We start from the raw sequence: 23,040 nt of genomic DNA, 5'->3' as shown, positions 1-23,040 counted from the left end.
GGGAGGCACTAATGTATCTACCTCAAGAAATTATTCGCAGAAAACGTGATGGTGAAGTCCTAACGACTGAAGAAATTAACTTCTTCATTCAAGGCGTGGCTAAAAATACCGTTTCTGAAGGCCAAATTGCAGCATTCGCAATGGCTATCTTTTTTAATGAAATGACGATGCCAGAACGTATCGCACTGACGTGTGCAATGCGTGATTCGGGCATGGTGATTGACTGGAGCCACATGAACTTTGATGGCCCAATCGTTGATAAGCACTCTACTGGTGGTGTTGGTGACGTAACTTCTCTGATGCTTGGCCCTATGGTGGCAGCATGTGGTGGTTTCGTTCCAATGATCTCTGGTCGTGGTTTAGGCCACACTGGCGGTACGCTAGACAAACTTGAATCTATCCCTGGTTACAATATTACACCCACCAACGATGTGTTTGGTGCTGTAACCAAAGAAGCTGGCGTAGCGATCATCGGCCAAACTGGCGATTTAGCGCCAGCTGATAAGCGCGTTTACGCGACTCGAGATATCACGGCAACAGTCGACAACATCTCGTTGATCACAGCTTCAATTTTGTCTAAGAAATTGGCTGCTGGTCTTGATTCTTTAGTGATGGACGTAAAAGTAGGTTCAGGCGCATTCATGCCGACTTATGAAGCGTCTGAAGAGTTAGCAAAATCTATCGTTGCAGTAGCAAACGGCGCAGGTACTAAAACAACGGCAATCCTAACGGACATGAACCAAGTTCTGGCTTCTTCAGCGGGCAACGCAGTAGAAGTACGTGAAGCGGTTCAATTTCTAACCGGCGAATATCGTAACCCTCGTTTGCTAGAAATTACGATGGCATCGTGTGCTGAAATGCTGGTTCTAGGTAACCTTGCAAAAGATTCAGACGAAGCGCGTGAAAAACTGATGGCAGTACTGGATAACGGTAAAGCAGCAGAGTGCTTCGGTAAAATGGTAGCGGGCCTTGGTGGTCCAACTGATTTCGTAACGAACTACGATAACTACCTAGAAAAAGCAGAAATTGTTAAACCAGTGTACGCGCTAGAAAGCGGTGTAGTATCAGCGATGGATACGCGTGCAATTGGTATGGCTGTCGTTGGTATGGGCGGTGGTCGCCGCGTAGCAACAGACAGCATTGATTACGCAGTCGGTTTTGATAGCTTCATTCGCCTTGGCGAAGTAGCAAGTGACGATAAACCATTAGCAATGATTCATGCTCGCAATGAACAACAGTGGCAAGAAGCTGCAAAAGCATTACAAAATGCAATCACTGTGGGCGGAGAATATACAGCAACGCCAGACGTTTACCGTCAGATTCGTTCTGAAGACGTGTAAATAACAGGTATCGGCATACCTTGTGTATGCCGATAAACAGAGTTCTGGTGCAAAGAGCAATTAGTTGGTGAAGAAAATGAAAAGAGCATTTATTTTAGTTTTAGATTCATTCGGTATCGGCGAAACCGCAGATGCGAACACATTCGGTGATGTAGGTTCAGACACTATGGGTCACATTGCTGACCATTGTGATCAAGGTCTTGCGGACAATGCAGATCGTAAAGGCCCACTAACGCTGCCAAACCTGTCTAAGCTAGGTTTAGCTATGGCTCACAAAGAGTCTACAGGTCGCTTTGCTCCTGGTATGGACGTAGACGCTGAGATCATTGGCGCGTACGGTCACGCTGCTGAGCTGTCTTCTGGTAAAGACACGCCATCAGGTCACTGGGAAATCGCAGGTGTACCGGTATTGTTTGACTGGGGCTACTTCACCGACAAAGAAAACAGCTTTCCAAAAGAACTGACTGATCGCATCCTTGAGCGTGCAGGTCTATCTGGCTTCTTAGGTAACTGTCACTCATCGGGTACAGAAATCCTAGATAACCTGGGTGAAGAACACATGAAGAGTGGCTTGCCAATCTTCTACACTTCAGCAGACTCTGTTTTCCAAATCGCATGTCATGAAGAGACATTCGGTCTACAGAACTTATTAGACCTTTGTCAGATTGCTCGTGAAGAGCTAGAAGACTACAACATCGGCCGTGTTATTGCGCGTCCGTTCATTGGTCCAGGTAAAGGTCAGTTCGAACGTACTGGTAACCGTCGTGACCTTTCTGTTGAGCCGCCAGCGGCGACAGTTCTTCAGAAGTTGGTTGATGAGAAGGGCGGTAACGTTCACTCAATCGGTAAGATCTCTGATATCTACGCAGGTTGTGGTATTACTCAGAAAACGAAAGCAACAGGTATTCCTGCGCTATTTGAAGCAACTAAAGAAGCGATCACTGAAGCGGGCGACAACACTATCGTGTTCACTAACTTCGTTGATTTCGACTCAGCTTACGGCCACCGCCGTGATGTTGCAGGTTACGCAGCGGCACTTGAGTACTTCGATGGCCGTATCAATGAAATCATCGATATGATGAAAGAAGATGATGTACTTATCTTAACTGCTGACCACGGTTGTGATCCGACATGGCCAGGTACTGACCATACTCGTGAACATATCCCTGTGATTGTATACGGAAATAAGGTTCCTGCTGGCTCTCTAGGCCGTCGCGATACCTTCGCTGATATCGGTCAAAGCTTAGCGTCTTACTTTGGCACATCGCCAATGGGACACGGTACAAGCTTTCTATAATAGTTAACGAAGAGAGAGGGAAACCTCTCTCTTCTTTTTTGTTTTGAGATTAAGGATATTTTCAATGGCTACTCCACATATTAATGCTGAAATGGGTGATTTCGCTGACGTAGTTCTAATGCCCGGCGATCCGCTACGTGCAAAATACATCGCTGAAACCTTCCTAGAAGAAGTGGTTCAAGTGTGCGATGTTCGTAACATGTTTGGTTACACGGGGTCTTACAAAGGCCGTAAGGTTTCGGTAATGGGACATGGTATGGGTATTCCATCTTGTTCTATTTACGCGACTGAGTTGATCAAAGACTTTGGTGTGAAAAAGATCATTCGTGTCGGCAGTTGTGGTGCAGTGAGCGAAGATATCAAAGTACGCGATGTGGTTATCGGCATGGGTGCGTGTACCGACTCAAAAGTGAATCGTATTCGCTTTAAAGGTCATGACTTCGCGGCTATTGCGGATTACAAAATGGTGCGTGCGGCAGAAGATGCGGCAAAAGCGCGTGGTGTAGACGTCAAAGTCGGCAACCTATTCTCGGCTGAGTTGTTCTACACGCCAGATCCTGAAATGTTCGAAGTAATGGACAAATACGGCATTGTCGGCGTAGAAATGGAAGCAGCGGGTATCTATGGTGTATGTGCTGAATACGGCGCAAAAGCTCTGACAATTTGTACTGTTTCAGATCACATCAAAACTGGTGAGCAAACCACATCAGATGAACGTCAAACGACTTTCAATGACATGATGGTTATCGCACTAGACTCTGTGCTGCTTGGTGACCAAGACTAATCAGCTCATAGATTTCAAAAAGCTTAATAGATACCGCAAAGTTTAATAGATACCGCAAAGTTTAATAGATAACAAAAGCCCCGTTGCTGCCTGAGCTTCGGGGCTTTTTATTGAATTTGTTAAACTAAGCCGTTAAGAGCTGACATTTTTAAGCAGCCAGTTTTCCCCAGACTTAGCCTTTCTTTTACGAATAAGCATGATGAACAACACGCCACTGACAAATCCCATTAAGACCATGCCGATCATGTAGCGATCGCTCTTACGGTAGTGATGATCAGAAATAGCTGTCATTTTTCCTGTCTCAAAAGTCACGCGGATAAAGCCAATGATCGTACTCTCTGGAGAGTAAATAGGTTCAACGAGTTGCTGCCTGCCGATACTTGCCGTTGAAAGAGGTGTGTCTAAGCCAAGAACCTCGCGTACCGAGAGCGCTTTTTCACTCGAAGCCAGTCGGATCCCTTCTGCATCGTAGATGGTGGTATCAAATACCAATCGATCCTGAGACAGTTGGTTAGTGAGCTCTAGCAGGCGCTCTTGGTCTTGCTGAGTGATCATCTTACTGGCTGAAAGTGATGCCTGTGAGATCAGTAGCTTGGTCAGCGTTTCCAACTGTTTTGCTTGGATCTTCTCATTACCTTTACTGATCACGACCGTGTTTTTAATGGTTACCACGAACATAGCAGCCAACAAAATTAGGGCTAGTACTCGTAAAGCGTTACGTATTGAGAACAATGATTCATTCATGTTTCACGAAGCCTGAAATAAACAAATGTTATGATTAAGACATATTGAGACTTGCGTTTTCAAATTGCAATAGGTTAACGTTTAGCATAGTTAATTAGGAATCATACACATGGACGCTCAGAAATATCTGCCGATTAAAAGGCATACGACATTATTAACCCGACTCCCCGAGACACGTTTCGCTTCTCAACTCGCTAAATCTAAAGCCAATTGGATTGTGTTCGGTGAGTACCTATCTCCACAATCATTCGATGACATCGACTTTTTCACTGGTACCTACAACACCATCCTCAATACGTGGAAGGTGGGACATTATGAAGTGGCACTGATGTCAGGGAACTTAACCCCTGCACACGAAGAAATTTTACAAGCACTGAAGCTTGATTATGCTTGCCTTAGCGAGGTCCCAGACTTATCTAAGCCAGGTTTGATCGTGATGGATATGGACTCCACAGCAATCCAAATTGAATGCATCGATGAGATAGCAAAGCTCGCAGGAGTCGGAGAGTTAGTTTCTGAAATCACAGAGCGTGCGATGCAAGGCGAGCTCGACTTTGAACAGAGCCTACGCCAACGCGTTGGGGCACTGAAAGGTGCGGATGAGTCGATACTGGAGCAAGTGCGCCAGTCATTACCATTCATGCCAGACTTGGTTGAGCTAGTGAATACTCTGAATAAACTTGGCTGGAAGACGGCGATTGCATCGGGTGGTTTTACTTATTTCTCAGACTACCTGAAAGATACGCTTGATCTTGACCACGCTCAGTCAAACACGCTAGAGATCGTCAATGGTAAATTGACGGGTGAAGTATTAGGCGATGTTGTTTCCGCACAGACCAAAGCGGATATCTTGGTAGAACTTGCTGAAGAGTATGAACTGGAACTGCATAACACCGTTGCCGTGGGTGATGGTGCCAATGACTTGGTTATGATGGGTTCTGCTGGTTTAGGGATTGCTTACCATGCAAAACCGAAAGTTGAACAACAGGCACAAACTGCTGTGCGTTATGCTGGCTTAGGTGGGGTGCTTTGTATCTTGTCAGGTGTATTAGCTAAGCAGCAAAAAATCAGCTGGCAAGCGAAGCCTTAGTCATATTTAGGGCGGTATAACGGATACAAAAAAGCAGGCGATAAGCCTGCTTTTTCTACTTTTAAATCCGATAAGTCGACAAACCGGTAAGTTGATCTGGTTATTTAGTGCGAGAGTTCTAGTCGAATCAATACTTCATCGGTAATGTCTTCTATCTCACCATAACCAATAAAAGCGGTGACCTCACTCTCTAACTTCTTCGCTTGGTGCATACTGATGCGCGAAAGCTCGGCTAAGTCTGATTGGAACAAACTTGTTAATGGATTAAAGATAGGGGCGGTAGTGACTCGCAGTACATACACATCACCCAGATCTTGTGCTTTCTTAATGAACGAAATACGTTCTTTTGTAGATGCAAAGTCTTTCACCAACTTCGTATGTACAGATTGAATCTTGTTACCAAACTTTATCGCAGCAATGTATACGTCATGATGTTTTGGCTCTGCACCTTCAATTCTTTTCAGTGGCTCAGCTAATAGTGAATTAGAATGACCTTTGAAAATCGGTTCTAGTGAAAACTTTTGGTTGTGCCCAAGTTTAGCGAGTAACGCTAGATGCTTGTTCAGCGGGAAGTTCACACCAATGAGCTTACAACGCAACGTTGAGCCCGGCTTATCAATGAAAATTGGATTACTGACCATTTTGTTAAGCAAAACAGTGTGCAGTGATTTAAGCAGTGAATCGGTGGGCAGTATTTCTTGCTTCTTATTTAGCTTACTTTGGTTCTGATCGATAAGCCCATTAAGGAAGGCGATGGTGCGCATTGTTTTTGCATTCTCGGTGATAACCAATTGAACGTTGCAACCGTTCGGGCTTACACGAATTACATGGTAAGGCACTGTGCTTAATGGCAAGTTTTTATCATAGAGTTGCAGTTCATTGAAATTCACCACAACCGGATCATCAATCTTGAGTACCATTGGGTGTTCAAGGGTAATGCTTAGGCCACGTTTTGATATGTCTACAGTGTGTCCGTTTATTGTTGGGCTATCTTGTGATGTGAGTTGAATTGGTGATTTAAAGCTATATCTCGGTTCTTTACGACGACTTTGGGAATCAAAGTAGATACTTTGAATGTTCCCCACCACCGTTCGCGGATGACGAAAGCGATTAAGATCACTGCTTGGAATGCGTGGTTTTTCACTTAATAGATAATCGGCAGCACTTTCGTGATCACCGATCTCTTGCAAGATACCGCAATGAGTCAGTTGCGCTGAGCTTTGAGCAAGCGTATCTGAATGCTCAGCTAAGGCTTGTCGCTCAGAGTCGGATAATTCGAAAACCGAGAATTTGAACGCCTTCCAACTTTTACGTTTACCGCCGATGTGCCAGAACAGTTGCCTCTCTTCACGAGAAGCTTCAGGCAGCATCATCGAGTAGAACAAGGTCTTATTTTTATGTTCATGGGTAAAAGAGTAGATAACGTTACTGGTTCCCTTCACGCCAGGCTTAGCGAGTAAGTTCATACGTTGTTCGTTGAACAAAGTACCCAGAGCCTGTTGGTTACGCTCATCATGCCAGTATTGCCATTGGGGATGATTGTTATCCGTGAGCAGCGCGAGCTTCAACTCACTACCACTGAAGAATAGAGGGAGATTACAGGTGTACTTTAGATAGGTGTGTTCAATACCGCGAGTTCGCGTTCGAATGAGCCTATCTTGATTCTCATGGCTGGTTTTCTTGCTGACACTATTTAGAGATTCATCGAGTAAACGAGCCACACTCGTTGTATCGCTGATTCTCATGCATCTTAAAAATTTGACTGCATTGTTCTCGTAGGATTCATCAATGCCCAGAATACGAAATTCAACCGCCTCATTAACATCGGCCTCTAGCGACTTTTCAACAAGCTCAGTGAATTTAACACTGATGATTTCCCCTAGGTTGTATTTAAACGCTCTTGGTACCTTGAACTTTGCACCTGACGGAGAAATATCAACCGTCACACCATGTAGGCTTTGTCCTTTAGGCGTGGTGATTTCAACCTGTGAGCTAATCTTGAGCCTGTTTTCTTTGCGTTTTAAATCGTAACCGAGGTTAATGGCTTCTGCTTCATAGGGGCTATCAGCGTTAGTGATATCGTGGTCATCTTGAGAGGATGTTTTAACAATATTACGAAGAGGTTGAATGCGAGGTGTCATCACTAACTCCCACACGCCCTCGGTATAACCTTTAAATTTTTTAGTACCACGTTGATACGCGTTCAAAGCTATGTCATCAAGCCAATGTTTACGCTCGTCTAGCGTGAATTGATGACATTCATTATCAATACGCCCGCGTAAATCAATGCTCTTTGTGCACGGAGCCATGATACGATTCAGTTCCATTTTAACGAGCAGTTTTAGAGACGGTGATTCGCCTTCTGTCATTTGAGAAAGAAGGAATTCGAAATCTTCGGCATGGTAGGCCGGAATAAGTCGTTCTGCTACAGATAGAATTTCAGATTGCTGCATACTTTTCTTGTTAGAATGGATGGTGCGTTATTGTTATCGACGAGTTGTATTTGATCTTTAGGTATTCGTGGCCCTACTGCAACTTTTATTTTCACCTGTACGGTCAACGGGGTCACAAAATAGCAACATTTACCCGTTACTAAGCAAATTATTGAGGTTTTATGGCTAAGGCAAAGCGAGCTTATGTGTGTAATGACTGTGGTGCTGACTTTCCACGTTGGCAAGGGCAGTGCAATGCATGTGGTGCTTGGAACACGATTACAGAAGTTAGGTTAGCCGCTTCACCTCAGGTCGCGCGCAATGAACGACTAAGTGGTTACGCTGGTGGTGCAACTGAATCTTCGGTTCAAACGCTATCGGAAATCGACTTGCAAGAGGTCCCGCGCTTTAGTAGTGGCTTCAAAGAGCTTGATCGTGTACTTGGTGGTGGTGTTGTACCTGGCGCTGCGATTCTTATTGGTGGTAACCCTGGTGCCGGTAAATCAACGCTGTTATTGCAGACTATGTGTCAGCTTTCTTCCCAGTTACCGACACTTTATGTCACTGGCGAAGAATCTCTTCAACAAGTTGCGATGCGAGCATCTCGATTAGGGTTACCAAAAGAGCATCTCAAAATGCTCTCTGAAACCAATGTTGATAAAATCTGTCAGGTTGCAGAAAGAGAGCAGCCTAAGATCATGGTTATCGATTCAATCCAAGTTATGCATGTCGCTGATGTTCAATCGTCTCCAGGTAGTGTTGCTCAGGTGCGTGAATCGGCAACCGCATTAACGCGCTATGCGAAACAGAACAACGTTGCCGTATTCCTAGTGGGACACGTAACTAAAGACGGTACCTTAGCGGGACCAAAAGTACTTGAACACATTATTGACTGCTCTGTGCTGTTAGATGGCGGAACGGACAGTCGTTTTAGAACCTTGCGCAGCCACAAGAACCGTTTTGGTGCAGTGAATGAGCTAGGTGTGTTTGCTATGACAGGGCAAGGGCTAAAAGAAGTTAGCAATCCATCGGCTATTTTTCTGTCTCGTGGTGAAGAAGAAACCTCAGGCAGTTCAGTGATGGTAGTTTGGGAAGGAACGCGTCCACTTCTTGTTGAAATCCAAGCGCTGGTGGATTATTCGCAGCTGGCTAACCCGCGTCGTGTCGCTGTTGGTCTCGAGCAAAATCGACTGTCATTGTTACTAGCCGTGCTGCATAAACACGGCGGCTTACAAATGGCTGACCAAGATGTGTTTGTGAATGTCGTTGGTGGTGTTAAAGTAACCGAAACCAGTGCCGATCTTGCATTGGTAATGGCTTTACTTTCGAGTTTCAGAGACCGCGCATTGCCAAAAGATGTGGTGGTTTTTGGCGAAGTAGGCCTTGCTGGTGAGATTCGACCTGTACCGAGCGGTCAAGAGCGCTTAAATGAGGCGTTTAAACACGGCTTCAAGAGAGCCATTGTACCAGCGGCTAACATGCCTAAAGGTGGCATTCCAGGAATGCAGATCCACGGTGTGAAAAAATTATCGGAAGCAATTAATGCTTTTGATGAGTTGTAATTGAGCTCACTTCAGCTACTCTATACAGCAGAAATTCAGTCTAACTTAAACGCTATTTTCGCTTTAAGTTAGCACTAAACTTAACAATCATTTAGATTGTTTCTTCAGATTGCCTTTTTCTATATGTTAGAAAAAGGCAAAGTTTTTTAGTCCCAAATGCATGCAAAGCTATCAGTCCTCACAGATTGTGATATACTCTGCGCGCATTTTATATCCTATTAACAGAGTAAGACAATGGCAGATTTATCGAAATACAGAAACATTGGTATTTTCGCGCACGTTGATGCGGGTAAAACAACTACCACTGAGCGTATCCTTAAGCTAACTGGTCAGATCCACAAGACTGGTGAAGTACATGATGGCGAATCAACTACTGACTTCATGGAACAGGAAGCTGAGCGCGGAATTACTATCCAATCAGCAGCTGTAAGCTGTTTCTGGAACGGTCACCGTCTAAACGTTATCGATACTCCTGGACACGTTGACTTCACAGTTGAAGTATACCGTTCTCTTAAAGTACTTGATGGCGGTATCGGTGTATTCTGTGGTTCTGGTGGTGTTGAACCACAATCAGAAACTAACTGGCGCTACGCTAACGAATCAGAAGTATCTCGTCTGATCTTCGTTAACAAACTAGACCGTATGGGTGCAGATTTCTACAACGTTGTTGACCAAGTTAAAAACGTTCTAGGTGCAACTCCTCTAGTTATGGTTCTACCAATCGGCCGCGAAGATGAATTCGTGGGTGTTGTAGACCTTCTAAGCCGTAAAGCATACGTTTGGGATGACACTGGTCTTCCTGAAAACTACGAAATCACTGATGTTCCTGCGGACATGGTTGATGACGTTGAGCAATACCGTGAAGAGCTAATCGAAACTGCTGTAGAGCAAGACGATGACCTAATGGAAGCTTACATGGAAGGTGAAGAGCCTTCTATCGAAGATATCAAACGTTGTATCCGTAAAGGTACTCGTGATATCGCATTCTTCCCTACGTTCTGTGGTTCTGCGTTCAAGAACAAAGGCATGCAAGTTATCCTTGATGCTGTAGTAGATTACCTACCTTCTCCAACTGAAGTTGATCCTCAACCTCTAATGGATGAGAACGGCGAAGAAACAGGCAACCACGCTATCGTTTCTACTGAAGAAACTTTCAAAGCGCTTGCGTTCAAAATCATGGATGACCGTTTCGGTGCTCTAACTTTCGTTCGTATTTACTCTGGTAAATTGAACAAAGGTGACACGATCCTTAACTCATTCACAGGTAAAACTGAGCGTGTTGGCCGTATGGTTGAGATGCAAGCTGATGACCGTAACGAACTAACTAGCGCACAAGCTGGTGACATCATTGCGATCGTTGGTATGAAGAACGTGCAAACTGGTCACACTCTATGTGATCCAAAAGACCAAGTAACGCTTGAGCCAATGGTTTTCCCAACTCCAGTAATCTCTATCGCTGTATCTCCAAAAGATAAAGGCGGTTCTGAGAAAATGGGTATCGCGATCGGTAAAATGGTTGCAGAAGATCCATCTTTCCAAGTTGAGACTGACGAAGAAACTGGCGAAACTATCCTTAAAGGTATGGGTGAGCTTCACCTAGACATCAAGGTAGATATCCTTAAGCGTACTTACGGCGTTGACCTAACAGTTGGTGCTCCTCAAGTTGCTTACCGTGAAACTATCACTCAAGCAATTGAAGATAGCTACACGCATAAGAAACAGTCTGGTGGTTCTGGTCAATTCGGTAAGATCGATTACCGTATCAAACCTGGTGAAGCAGGTTCTGGCTTCAAGTTCAACTCAGTAGTTGTGGGCGGTAACGTTCCTAAAGAATTCTGGCCTGCAGTTGAGAAAGGCTTTGCTGGCATGATGGATAACGGCGTACTAGCTGGCTTCCCTACGCTAGACGTTGAAGTTGAACTTTTCGATGGTGGTTTCCACGCAGTCGATTCATCTGCTATCGCATTTGAAATCGCAGCGAAAGGCGCATTCCGTCAATCTATGCCTAAAGCTGGCGCGCAACTTCTTGAGCCTATCATGAACGTTGACGTGTTCACTCCAGACGATCACGTTGGTGATGTTATCGGTGACCTTAACCGTCGTCGTGGCATGATCAAAGATCAACAAGCTGGCGTTACTGGTGTTCGTATTAAAGCTGACGTACCTCTTTCTGAGATGTTCGGCTACATCGGTCACCTACGTACTATCACTTCTGGTCGTGGCCAATTCTCTATGGAATTCGCACAATACGCACCATGTCCAACTAACGTTGCTGACGAAGTGATTGCAAAAGTTAAAGCAGAAAAAGAAGCTGGTAAGTAATTAGCCCTTTTCTAAATTAGCTAAAAAAGCCCCGCAAGTGAAAGCTTGCGGGGCTTTTTATTGTTTGTAATATACCGCGAGGTGCGAGGTGCGAGGTGCGAGGTGCGAGGTGCGAGGTGCGAGGTGCTGATGTAGCCCCTAAAAAGTAGACACAGTGGTTGTCCCGTATTTATTCAACACGGGACTGATAAAGCAGGGAGAGACTAACGCTTTAAGTCGATGTAAATCTGCTCTACTTTGGTGCGTGCCCAATCTGTTTTACGCAAAAATTTTAAGCTCGATTTAATGCTCGGGTCTTTTTTAAAGCAGTTGATGTTCACCATGTAACTCAACTCTTCCCAACCGTAATGTTCAACCAATTCAGTCAGTAGCTTCTGTAGAGTGATACCGTGAAGTGGATTATTGTCTTGTGTCATGAGATGTTCTCGCCATTTATTTGAGCTAAGTATACCAGTTTCGCTTTATGAATTATCAGACCATTTAAGCTGGTAATCTGTCTCTATAATAGTTAGTTCTTCTCGACCTCTATTCCCAAACAACTGAACCTGATTTTGCATCCAAGCCTCAAAACGCTTTATCTTTTCTCGATGAAAGTAGCCAGCAGGGGCACATAAGAAGTAATTGTATTTAGGCTTGAGTGCTAAGTTACCGATTCGAACGAGTTTCTTTTCCTGCAAATACCGATAGACCAAACTGTGCTTCACAAGAGCAACGCCTTGTACGGATAATGCACCTTCTAAAACAAAATGCGAGCCATCAAATTGCAGTGATGAGCGTCCTGCCTTCGCTCCTACAATGTCTAGCCATAGATTCCAATCCATATCTGGCCATCGGTCTTCAATTAGCTCTGCTTTGTGTAGATCGTCGATGTCATAAATACCATGCTTCTCTTGGTAGATAGGGTGGCAGACAGGGTAAACCACTTCGTCCATTAACCAACGTGATTCAATGTTTGGATAATTACCATGACCATATCGAACGCAGACATCGACATTAGAATCTTCAAACGTCACCAGCTTGTTGGTCGGTTCAATCAACATGGATAGATCAGGGTGACGATCGCGAAAGTCTCCAATTCTAGGCACCAACCAGTGTTGAGCAAATGATGGTACGGTTGAAATAGACAGTTGAGTAGGATTGGGGTCTTGGTTTATTCGTCTTACCCCATCTTGAATATGAGCAAAGCCTTTCTTAGCTTGCAGGTAAAGCACATCACCTTCGTGAGTGAGTACTATTTTTCGGTGCTGACGAATAAACAAGTCTGCACCTAGCCACTCTTCAAGTTGACGAATTTGTTGGCTGACGGCAGCTGCCGTGACGAACAGCTTTTCAGCCGCGAGTTTAAAACTGCCTGTTTCAGCCGCAGTATAAAAATAGTAGATCCCTTGGAAAGGTGGGGTTCGTTCTCTCACATTAGTTTTCCTTAACCGAATGTCAGTATCTATCGTTTGTCGATATTTATCTATTGGTTGATTATTGACCATGATAAAGCGAAAAATCAACAGGAGATAGGCTATGAACACGATAACAGCGACATCAAGGGCTAACCAATCATTCTTATCATCGTTATCAATTAAGAAATTCTATTCTAACTTTGAGCGTTATCTTCAGAATCGTAGAACCAGAAAGCAGCTGTCTGAGTTACCAGAATATTTGTTGAGAGATGTCGGGATTACACAGGAACAAGTTGATAAGGAACTGAAGAAATCGTTTTGGGAGTGAGTGGAGTGTGTTAGGTGAGGCAGTAACTGACCTAAGGTTGAGCGCTTTGGTGCTAAAAAAGGAGCCGTAATGGCTCCCTCTCGGTTTTGATTACTCTTCCCAAACCACCAATTTATCTTTTGGCCAGTTATGACCGATTTCATGGTATTTCTGCTCAAGGATATGTCGCTTTATCTTGAGAGTAGGGGTAAGTACACCGTTGTCGATGCTCCACGGTTCCTTAATCATCAGTACCCCTTTGATCTTCTCATGCGAGGCTAACTGTTGGTTCATTTTTTCAATGACACGTTTACTTGTTCTTTCATAACGAGCCCGATCAAAATTAGGGAAGTCATGCGGTACCACGAGTAGGATAGGACCAGGTAAGCCTAAGCCGATCAAACACATCATTTCTACGCGGCTGTATTCAAACAGTTTGTTTTCGATTGGCACTGGAGCCACAAACTTACCTTTCGCAGTTTTAAAGGTGTCTTTTTTACGTCCCCGGATCGTTAGGTAGCCCTCGCTGTCGATATCACCAATATCGCCAGTATGAAGCCATCCCTCAGAGTTAAAAGACTCTTGGGTGGCTATGTCATTTTTGTAATAACCAGAGAACATACCTTTGCTTCGAACCAAAATCTCTTCATCTTCTGCAATTTTGAGTTCGATGCCCGGACCAGCATTACCCACAGTACCAATTTTGTCGGCTCTAAACGGGTGATTAATCGTGCTGTAGGCGAAAGACTCAGTCATTCCCCAAGCCTCGGTAATGTGTAGGCCAACACTCTCATACCATGCGAGTAGAGCCGGTGATACAGGTGCAGAACCACATCCCAAAACGCGGGCTTGATCTAACCCTAGGCCATCAGCCAGTTTCTTCTTAATGATGTTGTTGATAAACGGAATCTTAAGTAAGAAATTCAGTTTCTTCTGCGGAAGCTTATCTTGGATTCGTTGCTGGAACAGAGTCCATAAACGAGGAACTGAAATAAATAGAGTAGGGCGATGCATTTTCACATCATCAATAAAGGTATCTAAAGACTCCGGGAAAGCAGTGACTATACCGCCCATTACCGATGAGCCAAAGATGTAAACGCGTTCTGTAATATGGGCAAGCGGTAGATAAGAGAACAAGCGATCGCCGGGTTGGATACCAATATGATCGATCAACCGTTGAACTGACCACGTAAAGGCACCGTATGTGAGCATCGCGCCTTTTGGTAGCCCTGATGTACCCGACGTATAAACAAGCGACATTACTTTATCATCGTGATGCTGAGGACGCTTGGTTGAGGGGTCATGGGTATCGATGAGTTGTTCGAAAGTATGTTGGCACTTCGCTGCGCTATCGTAGGGAAGTGAGATACTCGCCAAGTTTGGATTGTCATCCAGTACTTTTTGAGTGGCCTTAGGATCGTCGAGTTTACCCGCAATCACAATTTTACTTTCACTGTGTTCAATACAGTACTGTATGGTATCGGCACCCGCTGTTGGAAAGATTGGGACGCTGACAAAATCTCCTAACATCATGGCAAGATCGCAGATAAACCACTCTGCACAGTTTTTCGATACGAGAGCGACTCGATCACCGGGTTGGGCTCCGAGTCCTTCTAATGCTGACGCCAGTTTCAGTGCTTTGTCGGCCACTTCTTTATAAGTAAACTCAACAAATTGGCGGTTAATAATTTGCTTTAAGTAGACTTCATCTGGGCGTTCTTCTGCCCATTTTAAAATCATGTCATTGGGTGTAGGGAGAGCTGTTGCTTGTTCTTGGCTAAACTCGTTAGGCTGAATCATTGTCTAACTCCATGTTTTTCGCTAAGTTATTTTTGTTAAAATCATGTTAAATGTACCATGATTTTTTCTTTTAGGGAGTAAAATTAGCGTTTATGTTCTTTGTTTTCCGTTATCTGTGCAGGCTCGCCTGTAACTTGCAGGCGTTACTCCAGTCCGTTTCTTAAAAATTCTCGAGAAATATGACACATCCTTGTATCCACATTGATAGGCAATGACAGCAATTTTTGATTCGGTATCTGCTTCGATTAACTTTTTGGCAAGTAGAATACGTTTATCGCACACGAAGTCTCTAAAGCTTACTCCAAAGTGTAGATGAAACTTCTTAGAAAAATAGGTGGTTGAACAGTGACATTTTTCGGCGATCTCTATTTCTCTGATTTCTTTGTTGATGTTGTCCATCACAAAGTTAACGACTTCGGATGTGAAGGCTTTTACAGGAAGCTGGTTGTTGTTGTTTGTGTCTCTGTCGATATCGAAGTGGGACTCGAACATATGCTGTGTCTTAGCCTTAAGATCTTCGAATTGACTGGTCAGATGATTACTGTTTGTTTCTATGATGAAAAATATATTTTTATGATTTCGAACGATATTAGGTAACGGGTCAGAGCAAATAATAACAATTCTTTTGTTCAAATTTTCGCAAATAGATAAAGCCATGGTAAGTAGTTGGATTTTATCAGGGGTATTCAAAATGAAAAATACCAGTCTGACGTCTAAGTTACTGATTATAGATATGTCTTGTTTGAAATTTGCAATAGAGAAATAGTGACTTATTTTATTAATAATAACGGAGTTGAAATCACTCTCTTGATCCGATAATAACGGGGTTACTATTTTCATACAGATACCCAATGCATTTCATATTCTCTTTTAGTCTAAAAGTGGCTAATTAATGAAGCTTTATATTTAGATTAGAAGTACCACAAAAAAGTGCAAGTAAATGGCAAAAAAATCCTAACCAAATATATCTCTCACCTCTAGATTTACTTTACAGGCAAACAAAGCCTGATACGTAAATCAAGGAGAGGTTCTCATGGATAAGTTTTTGAATAATTGTAAAGAATTCATGAAAGATGAAGAAGGGTTGACTGTTATCGAGTATGTAATTGGTGCAGCGTTACTGGTATTAGGCTTGACCACTATATTTACTGGTTTTGGGGCAGCCCTATCCGCTAAGCTTAATAACATCATTAACAGTATTTAATGATTACTGCCATGGTTGATCGGAGAGTGAGAAAGCAAAAGGGGTTAACGACTATTGAGTATGTCATTGGTGCTGCCTCGCTCATAATTTTTGTCGGGCTAATTTTTTCTGGAATGGCTACGACATTAGTGAGTAAATTTCAAAGTATTATATCGAGCGTATGAATTGAAATTATGATTAATGAGCCTTCTGTTTTTTGGGCATTGCTAATTGCTGTATCGGTATACGATGTTGAGAAACATCGTATACCGAACAAAATATTGATTCTTTTTTTGTTTTTTTATTTCTTATCAATGTTCAACAGCAATTACACCTTTGATAGTTTCTTAATGTCTTTATTTGGGTCGGTCGTATTCTTTTGTTTTGGATTGCTATTCTATTTTTTAAGAGCAATGTCTGCAGGGGATGTGAAGTTATTAGGTGTTGTAGGAATGTATTTGGGGTGGGGACAATTACTCGATGCATCGTACTTTATCTTGGTTTCTTCTGGAGTTGTTGGGGTTTTCTACCTGCTATACAACCTGTCCAACTCGAGCTGTTTTAGTATTAAAAGCTATTTTGAAAATAAGATAATTGTGCTTGGTGGAGCTGCACCAGTCATTGATAAAACAGCTAATTTACATACTCGGTATTCAAATAAAGTAACGATGCCTTTTGCTCCTTCTGTTGTTATAGGGTTAGCGATGTATAGCTACTTTACTTAAATCTGTTGTTGGTTAGCTTTGTGGGGAGACATAATATATGGATATTATAGGGCGTACTGCTCCAACAACCTTGAAGCCACAAATTTCAGCCCCAATCGTCCCTACATCTCTTGATATGTTGGGTGTTCCTGAAGTCGTTATTGAAAACCTTGTACTTAAGCATTTGTCGGCTTACCCAAAATCGGATGTTTTAGAGCTTTCTAATTATTTATGTGTTGTTACTCATATTGTAGAAAGCGCTTTGGCCGTTTTAAGAAAGAAGTCACTAATCGAAGTATTTCAGCCTACTTCTGATATTTCCCTCTCATCTGTGTCGCATAGTCATGTTCGTTATTCACTATCAGAAAAAGGGCTTGAAGAAGCGGATCTTGCTTTCAAGCGTGATGCTTATTTAGGCCCCGCACCGGTTTCGCTTACCCAATATAGTGAGGTGGTAAAACAACAAGACTTGAGAGCTGAGTTAGTAACTCGGCCACATGTCGAGGCGGCACTGAATGATGTATATGGTGTCGACAAAATGATTTCAGTACTTGGGCCTGCAATCAATTCGGGACGTGCTTTGTTACTGTATGGACATGCAGGAACGGGGAAAACATTTGTTGCGAGCCGTATTGTGAATGCTTTACATACCTCTGTGTTTATCCCTTATGCCGTCTATGCTCTGGGTAACATTATCAAAGTGTTCTCGGCGCAACATCATAAACCGTTGGATAGTAACGGCAGCGATCAAAGTATTTCCCTCAAAGATCAGTACGACAAGCGTTGGCTTAATTGTGAAAGACCCAATATCCAAGTTGGGGGAGAACTGACGATGGATATGCTTGAAGTCAATCACTCAGAAAATAGTCGAGTCTGGTTAGCTCCAGTTCAAATGATGGCAAACAATGGGATTTTTATCATTGATGACCTTGGTCGTCAGCCCATGCCTGTGGATGCGCTTCTTAACCGTTGGATAGTACCGATGGAGTACTCATTCGATTATTTGTCGCTGCCTAATGGTCAGCAGATAACGATGCCATTTGTATTAACGCTGGCCTTCTCTACCAATCTAAATCCCAAGAAAATAAGCGACCCTGCCTTTTTGCGTCGTTTAGGTTACAAGATTGAATTCAAGCCACTTAACCAACGAGACTATGAAGCTTTATGGATGAGCGTCGTTGCTGATAAAGAAGTAGAGCTTCAAGATGGATTCTTTGAGCGTTTGTCTCAAATGCACACGCTTCTTAAGGTGCCACTTTTCCCATGTTTACCGAAAGATCTCGTTGGTATAAGCAAAGATATTCTTTCGTTTGAACAACTCCCGCCTGTTATTACCTTCGATATTCTTTCCATGGCATGGGAAGTCTATTTTACCTCTGATGGACACGAGGAAGAAAATAATGAATAAGAGTCAAGTTTTCCTACTGTTTTTACTGTCCGTAGTATTTGGCTTAGCGGCTGTATTTTTTGCTAAGCAGTGGATGGAAGATCAAGTTCAACCAACCGTTGAAGTTGAAGCTGTGGAGCGTCATCCAGTCGTGGTGGCATCACAAGAAATTGAAGCTGGAACCATTATTGAGGAACAGTTCTTAGCGACAAAGTTGATGGAAGTTGATTGGATTAATGAAAATAATTTTTCCGATGCTTCTGAATTGGTTGGCAAAGTGGTGGCCAATACTATTTATGCTGGAGAAGTGCTTCATAAAATGCGTTTTACTATTCCAGGAGAAGGCTCAACGCTTGCTGCATTAATACCTGAGAATAAACGTGCGGTAACAATACGAGTGGATGACGTTATTGGTGTGGCTGGTTTTCTATTACCAGGTAATAAAGTTGACATACTTAGCACCGTTTCTTACAGCAAAAACTCAGCAGCAACTCGTACCGTGTTGAAAGATATCAAGGTATTGGCAGTAGACCAAACGGCAAAAACGAATGAAAACAGTCCTATTATCGTACGAGCTGTGACATTAGAGGTTTCACCTAAAGATGCTGAAAAACTTTTAACAGCGAAGAGTAAAGGCAGTATTCAACTGACACTGAGAAACCCTCATGAAGTTGAGAAAAAGGTTGTTCGTCGATACGTACCTAAGCCGAGTGTGACGATCATTAAAGGTACTCAAGCATCTAGTGTTCGCGTCAAGGATTGAGGTGAGTTATGAAAATAATAATAACGTGTATTTTGAGCTTCGTTTGTTTCTCTACACTGAGCTTTGCTGCTCTACAAACGGGTAAAACGGTAACGGTTCCTCATCACAAATCAACACATGTGGTGTTGTCAGGGAAAGCGAGCAAAGTGTCGCTTGGTGATCCTGATGTACTTGATATTGTGATGTTGAAATCGAGCGAGCTATTTTTAATCGGAAAAAAATTAGGTGCTACTAACCTAATGGCGTGGGACTCCCGTGGCCAGCTGATTGAATCGATCAACATCGAAGTCACTCATGATCTTAATAGCTTGAAAGCGAAGTTATATGAGTTTCTTCCTGATGAAACTATAGAGGTGCACAGTGCTCAGAATCGCTTGCTGCTGAGTGGGCAGGTGAGTAATCAGCAACAAATGAATGTAGCGATGCGAATAGCAGAAACCTACTCTTCGGGTGAAACAGCTGATGAATCGAAGGAAAGTGGTAGCGAGCAAGCTGCAGCGACAGGTGTTATCAACTTGATGTCTATTGGCGGTGCTCAACAAGTTATGTTGGAAGTGACGGTTGCCGAGGTTCAAAGAAGCTTGGTGAGAAAATTTGATGCAAACTTTCACTTCTTCCAAACGAGCGGATCGAATATTTCTTGGGGGGCGTCGTCAGTTCCTGCTGGTGTTCTAGGGGCTACGCCAATCTTTGATATTCCAACCTCTACTGATTACGGCATTTTAGGCTCGTTTATTGATAGTAATACCCTGTTTACATTCGCCCTGGATGTAGCCAAACAGAATGGTGTAGCGAAAGTATTAGCTGAGCCTAACTTAACGGCATTAAGTGGCTCCAAAGCTGAGTTTTTAGCGGGTGGTGAATTCCCTATCCCTGTGCCAGATGAAGATGGCATTACGATTGAATATAAAGAGTATGGAGTTGGATTGAAATTTATCCCAACGGTTCTGAGTGATAAAAAGATCAATCTAAACTTGGCTGTTGATGTGAGTGAAATTGCCAATAGCAGCTCGTTAACGATTGACCCAGGAACAACCAATGCGACCTACTTTATCCCACCAATTACTCGTCGAAGCGCGTCATCGACGCTTGAGCTAGCCGACGGACAAACTATTGGTATTGCTGGATTGCTCAGCGAGAATGTTAGGGATGTGAGTAACAAAATGCCGGGTATTGGTGATGTTCCCATCTTAGGGCAACTCTTTAATAGTCAAGAGTATGTATCTGGTGAAACAGAACTTGTCATTCTGGTCACCCCTCGACTTGCGAGTCCTATTGACCGAAGTAAAGTAACGTTACCAACAGACGCCTTTGTTGACCCGAATGATTTGGAATATTACTTATTAGGTCGAAGCGCTTATATCGCTGAACCGTCTGAATCGGATTCAGAGCAATCTCAAGCTTCACAGGGAATATCACCAACAGATGGTGGTAGCGAAGGCTCATTTGGACATGATTTATAAGGAGATAGATATGATTAGAATAATGATGGTCTTTCTCGTAATGGTGTTAGTTGGCTGTGCTAATGATGCTCGTTTAGGGCATTCGGTAGCACTCGTAAAAACGGAACAAACGTATAACCCTAATGCGACCCAAGAGAATTTACTCGTGGTACCGGATGGTACGGGGGAGCGGATGCAGACTGGTTACGATAGATATGTAGGCAGAGGTGAAAACGAACTGTCTGGAAGTAGTAGCCAGATCTTAGAAGAATTTAACTAAATCTGGAGGTACTCATATGTTGTATCGAGTATCAAAAAGTCCCAGAAAACAGCAAGGCTTAGTTGTCGTATTAGTTACCGCTGCGTTGCTTGTTTTCTTAGCTGTGTCAGCGTTGGCTGTAGATGTTAACCATATGCTGGTTAATAAAACACGCTTACAAAATGCTGTAGATTCAGCGGCGTTAGCTGCGGCAACCATACTGGACAATAGTAAAGACAAAGATGCGGTGGATGCTGAAATAGGCACTGCGTTAAATGCAATGGCAGCGTCAACAGGGAATCATGAGATTGATTTTACCACGGCTTCCATAAGCATTGATTACTCTAACGATCCTCAGGATTTTACTGGCACAGCCACCTTCGGTGACGACGATGATGTATATGTGCGCGTTCGAGTTGATTCGTTGGATATGGACGAATTCTTTATTCAAATGTTTGGATTAGTAAAAGAGGTTTCAGCAAGTGCCGTCGCTGGGCCAAGCTCTGGGCAAGAGGTTGTTAATAACGTTGTGCCAATTGGTGTTTGTATTGGTGACGGAACTTCGGACAACGACGTCGATCCTGAAGATGGATATCATGACGTTACAGGCGATGCAATAACGAGCGTGTTTGGTTATGAAGTCGGGACTGTCCATGCATTGAAGGTGGGTGACAGTAGCTTATCTGAAATGGGTAACGGTAATTATCATCTATTAGACTTTGGGTCTGGTGGTAAGGCTATAAAAGAGGGGTTAGGTGGTAGTTATGACCAACCTGTTAAAATTGGCGAAAACATCACGACCAAACCTGGTGGTACAGTTGGCCCTACAGGCGATGGTTTGAATACTCGTTTTGGTGATTACGGTGGTGGCTTAACGGCATCAGATTACCCTTCTGACTATGTAACTACAGAGCCTAGCGATGAGATTACGATTGACGCTAGTACTGGAGATATCGATTTTGATGGTACTTACAACTATGCGCAATATGAAGCTGATACCAACGCATGTATAGCAAATAACGGTTCAGGGTGTGCCGCTAATGGTGTTGCTTGGCGTCGTATTTTACCGATACCTATGGTGGATTGCTCAGGTAAAAGTGGCGGTGCCACTGACTTTACTGTGAATAAAATTGGTTGTTTTTTCTTGTTGCAAAAAGCACCAACTAATAACTCAGGTACGCCTGCCGTCTTTGGTGAGTTTATTCACTCCTGTAGTGTTGTTGGTGGTTCAGGCAGTACAGAATCAACAACGGAAGGAACTTATAAGATTGTTTTGTATAAGGATCCTGATAGTGGGGAGTCTTGATTATGAAATCTTTAATTAAATCTAATCGTGGCTTTGCTGCTATCGAGATGGTAATCGCGACTCCTGTATTGCTATTTTTCCTTATATTAGTGCTTGAGTTGGGCAATATGATGATTCACTACAATGTGATATCTAAATCCGTTCAAAATGGCGCCCGCTATGCGGTTAGTGAGGTCTATGGAACCAAAGGTGGAACGCTGGCTCCGTCAACAGAAATACAGAATGTGGTGGTTTATGGTCAAAACACCGCTGGAACGGCGCTATTGTCGAATTTAGTTGTTTCTGACGTGACAATTAGCCCACCAAATACAGACAGCTATGTACGTGTGAGTGTGACCTACAATTATATTCCTCACTTTGTGTCGATCCCGTTTTCTTCGGCGAGCTTTTCTATTCCGATTAGTGTCTCTTCGATAATGAGGGTGTTGTGATGAAACGTTACAAAAAGCGCATTAAAGGCATCGCTATTATCGAATTTACCATAGTGTCTTGGCTCGTTTTTCTTTTGGTTTTTCTTATATTAGCGCTGGGTGCTTACATATTTTCGCTTCAAATGGTGAGTGAGGCGACTAGAAAAGCGGCAAGATTGGCCACGGTTTGCTACGTTGCTGATAGGGACAATATCGCGGGAATGGTTGTTGCTGATCTCCCTCTTGTTGGTTTTACCGCGGCGAATTTGGAAGTTGCATATTTAGATGTGAGTGGGAATGAAATTACATCTGGTTATGATACGGATCCTGTCTTTAGTAGCATTAAATTTGTAAGGGCACGAGCGACAGGGTACGGAATTCAATTAATTGATAATTTGAGTTTTTTAGGTACGAGTGGTTACTTGGCTGCTCCCTCATTTGAAACCATCTTACCTGCAGAAAGTTTAGGTGTGGTAAGGGCGGACTCCGAAACTCGGAATCGGTGTCCATAAGT

General features: G+C 43.3%; 22 protein-coding genes. 16 read left to right on the top strand and 6 right to left on the bottom strand.

All coding sequences use genetic code 11. The annotated features are described in order from the left end of the window. Window positions 1–11 precede the first annotated feature (11 nt). The 3 genes from deoA to deoD all read left to right on the top strand — a co-directional run bounded on the left by deoA (window position 12) and on the right by deoD (window position 3,421). Entirely contained in the window at window positions 12–1,340 is a 1,329-nt protein-coding gene (deoA, locus tag OCV30_RS12275) for a thymidine phosphorylase (RefSeq protein ID WP_009847521.1), read from the top strand. 76 nt (window positions 1,341–1,416) lie between these two features. Beyond that, complete coding sequence (locus OCV30_RS12270) at window positions 1,417–2,637, top strand: phosphopentomutase (RefSeq protein ID WP_065678100.1); 1,221 nt, start codon at window positions 1,417–1,419, stop codon at window positions 2,635–2,637. A 64-nt stretch (window positions 2,638–2,701) separates the two neighbouring features. Then, window positions 2,702–3,421 (top strand): purine-nucleoside phosphorylase, encoded by a 720-nt coding sequence (gene deoD, locus OCV30_RS12265; protein ID WP_065678101.1) that lies wholly within the window; start codon window positions 2,702–2,704, stop codon window positions 3,419–3,421. Window positions 3,422–3,553: 132 nt separating this feature from the next. On the opposite strand, the gene OCV30_RS12260 is transcribed toward deoD, so the two are convergent. Continuing rightward, entirely contained in the window at window positions 3,554–4,165 is a 612-nt protein-coding gene (locus tag OCV30_RS12260) for a YtjB family periplasmic protein (RefSeq protein WP_009847518.1), read from the bottom strand. Window positions 4,166–4,274: 109 nt separating this feature from the next. Here OCV30_RS12260 and serB point away from each other — a divergent pair, with 109 nt between their 5' ends. Beyond that, the gene (serB, locus tag OCV30_RS12255) at window positions 4,275–5,255 is read left to right on the top strand and encodes a phosphoserine phosphatase (RefSeq protein ID WP_009847517.1); all 981 of its coding nucleotides are present in this window, start codon (window positions 4,275–4,277) and stop codon (window positions 5,253–5,255) included. 104 nt (window positions 5,256–5,359) lie between these two features. Here serB and OCV30_RS12250 read toward each other — a convergent pair whose 3' ends face one another. After that, window positions 5,360–7,708, bottom strand: a complete 2,349-nt coding sequence (locus tag OCV30_RS12250) for a PilZ domain-containing protein (protein WP_017096670.1) — start codon at window positions 7,706–7,708, stop codon at window positions 5,360–5,362. 161 nt (window positions 7,709–7,869) lie between these two features. On the opposite strand from OCV30_RS12250, the gene radA reads away from it, so the two are divergent. Both radA and fusA read left to right on the top strand, forming a co-directional pair. Further along, on the top strand, window positions 7,870–9,249 hold the full coding sequence (gene radA, locus OCV30_RS12245; RefSeq protein ID WP_009847515.1) for a DNA repair protein RadA: 1,380 nt from the start codon (window positions 7,870–7,872) through the stop codon (window positions 9,247–9,249). A gap of 234 nt (window positions 9,250–9,483) precedes the next feature. Further along, a complete protein-coding gene (gene fusA, locus OCV30_RS12240; RefSeq protein WP_009847514.1) occupies window positions 9,484–11,571 on the top strand; it encodes an elongation factor G in 2,088 nt (695 codons plus the stop codon). A gap of 203 nt (window positions 11,572–11,774) precedes the next feature. On the opposite strand, the gene OCV30_RS12235 is transcribed toward fusA, so the two are convergent. Together OCV30_RS12235 and OCV30_RS12230 are read right to left on the bottom strand one after the other, a co-directional pair. Continuing rightward, a complete protein-coding gene (locus OCV30_RS12235) occupies window positions 11,775–11,987 on the bottom strand; it encodes a VF530 family protein (protein ID WP_012604684.1) in 213 nt (70 codons plus the stop codon). Window positions 11,988–12,032: 45 nt separating this feature from the next. Further along, on the bottom strand, window positions 12,033–12,983 hold the full coding sequence (locus OCV30_RS12230) for a LysR substrate-binding domain-containing protein (RefSeq protein ID WP_065678102.1): 951 nt from the start codon (window positions 12,981–12,983) through the stop codon (window positions 12,033–12,035). Window positions 12,984–13,086: 103 nt separating this feature from the next. Between OCV30_RS12230 and OCV30_RS12225 the strand changes: the two genes are divergently transcribed. Then, window positions 13,087–13,293, top strand: coding sequence for a DUF1127 domain-containing protein (locus OCV30_RS12225; protein WP_012604682.1), 207 nt, complete (start codon window positions 13,087–13,089; stop codon window positions 13,291–13,293). Window positions 13,294–13,383: 90 nt separating this feature from the next. Here the strand turns inward: OCV30_RS12225 and OCV30_RS12220 are convergent, their stop codons facing one another. Together OCV30_RS12220 and OCV30_RS12215 are read right to left on the bottom strand one after the other, a co-directional pair. Continuing rightward, on the bottom strand, window positions 13,384–15,072 hold the full coding sequence (locus tag OCV30_RS12220; RefSeq protein ID WP_065678103.1) for an AMP-binding protein: 1,689 nt from the start codon (window positions 15,070–15,072) through the stop codon (window positions 13,384–13,386). A gap of 90 nt (window positions 15,073–15,162) precedes the next feature. Continuing rightward, entirely contained in the window at window positions 15,163–15,912 is a 750-nt protein-coding gene (locus OCV30_RS12215) for a helix-turn-helix domain-containing protein (RefSeq protein ID WP_065678104.1), read from the bottom strand. 193 nt (window positions 15,913–16,105) lie between these two features. On the opposite strand from OCV30_RS12215, the gene OCV30_RS12210 reads away from it, so the two are divergent. From OCV30_RS12210 to OCV30_RS12170, 9 genes are all read left to right on the top strand, one after another. Further along, window positions 16,106–16,276 carry a Flp family type IVb pilin gene (locus OCV30_RS12210; protein ID WP_012604678.1) on the top strand — a complete coding sequence of 57 codons (171 nt, stop codon included), beginning with the start codon at window positions 16,106–16,108 and terminating at the stop codon, window positions 16,274–16,276. A gap of 173 nt (window positions 16,277–16,449) precedes the next feature. Continuing rightward, a complete protein-coding gene (locus OCV30_RS12205) occupies window positions 16,450–16,980 on the top strand; it encodes an A24 family peptidase (protein ID WP_017096676.1) in 531 nt (176 codons plus the stop codon). Window positions 16,981–17,017: 37 nt separating this feature from the next. After that, the gene (locus OCV30_RS12200) at window positions 17,018–18,367 is read left to right on the top strand and encodes a P-loop NTPase family protein (protein ID WP_012604676.1); all 1,350 of its coding nucleotides are present in this window, start codon (window positions 17,018–17,020) and stop codon (window positions 18,365–18,367) included. Continuing rightward, complete coding sequence (gene cpaB, locus OCV30_RS12195) at window positions 18,360–19,109, top strand: Flp pilus assembly protein CpaB (RefSeq protein WP_041472893.1); 750 nt, start codon at window positions 18,360–18,362, stop codon at window positions 19,107–19,109. The genes OCV30_RS12200 and cpaB overlap by 8 nt, the downstream gene beginning before the upstream one ends. An 8-nt stretch (window positions 19,110–19,117) precedes the next feature. Next, the gene (locus OCV30_RS12190; protein WP_012604674.1) at window positions 19,118–20,572 is read left to right on the top strand and encodes a type II and III secretion system protein family protein; all 1,455 of its coding nucleotides are present in this window, start codon (window positions 19,118–19,120) and stop codon (window positions 20,570–20,572) included. After that, the gene (locus OCV30_RS12185; RefSeq protein WP_029223092.1) at window positions 20,562–20,831 is read left to right on the top strand and encodes a hypothetical protein; all 270 of its coding nucleotides are present in this window, start codon (window positions 20,562–20,564) and stop codon (window positions 20,829–20,831) included. The genes OCV30_RS12190 and OCV30_RS12185 overlap by 11 nt, the downstream gene beginning before the upstream one ends. Before the next feature lie 16 nt (window positions 20,832–20,847). Further along, window positions 20,848–22,116, top strand: a complete 1,269-nt coding sequence (locus OCV30_RS12180) for a Tad domain-containing protein (RefSeq protein ID WP_065678105.1) — start codon at window positions 20,848–20,850, stop codon at window positions 22,114–22,116. 2 nt (window positions 22,117–22,118) lie between these two features. Then, on the top strand, window positions 22,119–22,547 hold the full coding sequence (locus tag OCV30_RS12175; protein ID WP_065678106.1) for a TadE/TadG family type IV pilus assembly protein: 429 nt from the start codon (window positions 22,119–22,121) through the stop codon (window positions 22,545–22,547). After that, window positions 22,547–23,038: a TadE/TadG family type IV pilus assembly protein gene (locus OCV30_RS12170; protein ID WP_065678107.1), complete on the top strand. Its 492-nt coding sequence runs from the start codon at window positions 22,547–22,549 to the stop codon at window positions 23,036–23,038. Before OCV30_RS12175 ends, OCV30_RS12170 begins: the two co-directional genes overlap by 1 nt. Window positions 23,039–23,040 lie beyond the last annotated feature (2 nt).

The organism is Vibrio atlanticus (assembly GCF_024347315.1).
Taxonomy (GTDB): domain Bacteria; phylum Pseudomonadota; class Gammaproteobacteria; order Enterobacterales; family Vibrionaceae; genus Vibrio; species Vibrio atlanticus.
Note: the sequence above shows the minus strand (reverse complement) of the source record. Positions and strands in the feature narration are given on the sequence as shown.

Excerpts from the sequence above, each read along its gene's own strand:
- deoA (WP_009847521.1), top strand. The coding sequence starts at position 12 with ATGTATCTACCTCAAGAAATTATTCGCAGAAAACGTGATGGTGAAGTC.
- OCV30_RS12270 (WP_065678100.1), top strand. The coding sequence starts at position 1,417 with ATGAAAAGAGCATTTATTTTAGTTTTAGATTCATTCGGTATCGGCGAA.
- deoD (WP_065678101.1), top strand. The coding sequence starts at position 2,702 with ATGGCTACTCCACATATTAATGCTGAAATGGGTGATTTCGCTGACGTA.
- OCV30_RS12260 (WP_009847518.1), bottom strand. The coding sequence starts at position 4,165 with ATGAATGAATCATTGTTCTCAATACGTAACGCTTTACGAGTACTAGCC.
- serB (WP_009847517.1), top strand. The coding sequence starts at position 4,275 with ATGGACGCTCAGAAATATCTGCCGATTAAAAGGCATACGACATTATTA.
- OCV30_RS12250 (WP_017096670.1), bottom strand. The coding sequence starts at position 7,708 with ATGCAGCAATCTGAAATTCTATCTGTAGCAGAACGACTTATTCCGGCC.
- radA (WP_009847515.1), top strand. The coding sequence starts at position 7,870 with ATGGCTAAGGCAAAGCGAGCTTATGTGTGTAATGACTGTGGTGCTGAC.
- fusA (WP_009847514.1), top strand. The coding sequence starts at position 9,484 with ATGGCAGATTTATCGAAATACAGAAACATTGGTATTTTCGCGCACGTT.
- OCV30_RS12235 (WP_012604684.1), bottom strand. The coding sequence starts at position 11,987 with ATGACACAAGACAATAATCCACTTCACGGTATCACTCTACAGAAGCTA.
- OCV30_RS12225 (WP_012604682.1), top strand. The coding sequence starts at position 13,087 with ATGAACACGATAACAGCGACATCAAGGGCTAACCAATCATTCTTATCA.
- OCV30_RS12220 (WP_065678103.1), bottom strand. The coding sequence starts at position 15,072 with ATGATTCAGCCTAACGAGTTTAGCCAAGAACAAGCAACAGCTCTCCCT.
- OCV30_RS12215 (WP_065678104.1), bottom strand. The coding sequence starts at position 15,912 with ATGAAAATAGTAACCCCGTTATTATCGGATCAAGAGAGTGATTTCAAC.
- OCV30_RS12210 (WP_012604678.1), top strand. The coding sequence starts at position 16,106 with ATGGATAAGTTTTTGAATAATTGTAAAGAATTCATGAAAGATGAAGAA.
- OCV30_RS12205 (WP_017096676.1), top strand. The coding sequence starts at position 16,450 with ATGATTAATGAGCCTTCTGTTTTTTGGGCATTGCTAATTGCTGTATCG.
- OCV30_RS12200 (WP_012604676.1), top strand. The coding sequence starts at position 17,018 with ATGGATATTATAGGGCGTACTGCTCCAACAACCTTGAAGCCACAAATT.
- cpaB (WP_041472893.1), top strand. The coding sequence starts at position 18,360 with ATGAATAAGAGTCAAGTTTTCCTACTGTTTTTACTGTCCGTAGTATTT.
- OCV30_RS12190 (WP_012604674.1), top strand. The coding sequence starts at position 19,118 with ATGAAAATAATAATAACGTGTATTTTGAGCTTCGTTTGTTTCTCTACA.
- OCV30_RS12185 (WP_029223092.1), top strand. The coding sequence starts at position 20,562 with ATGATTTATAAGGAGATAGATATGATTAGAATAATGATGGTCTTTCTC.
- OCV30_RS12180 (WP_065678105.1), top strand. The coding sequence starts at position 20,848 with ATGTTGTATCGAGTATCAAAAAGTCCCAGAAAACAGCAAGGCTTAGTT.
- OCV30_RS12175 (WP_065678106.1), top strand. The coding sequence starts at position 22,119 with ATGAAATCTTTAATTAAATCTAATCGTGGCTTTGCTGCTATCGAGATG.
- OCV30_RS12170 (WP_065678107.1), top strand. The coding sequence starts at position 22,547 with ATGAAACGTTACAAAAAGCGCATTAAAGGCATCGCTATTATCGAATTT.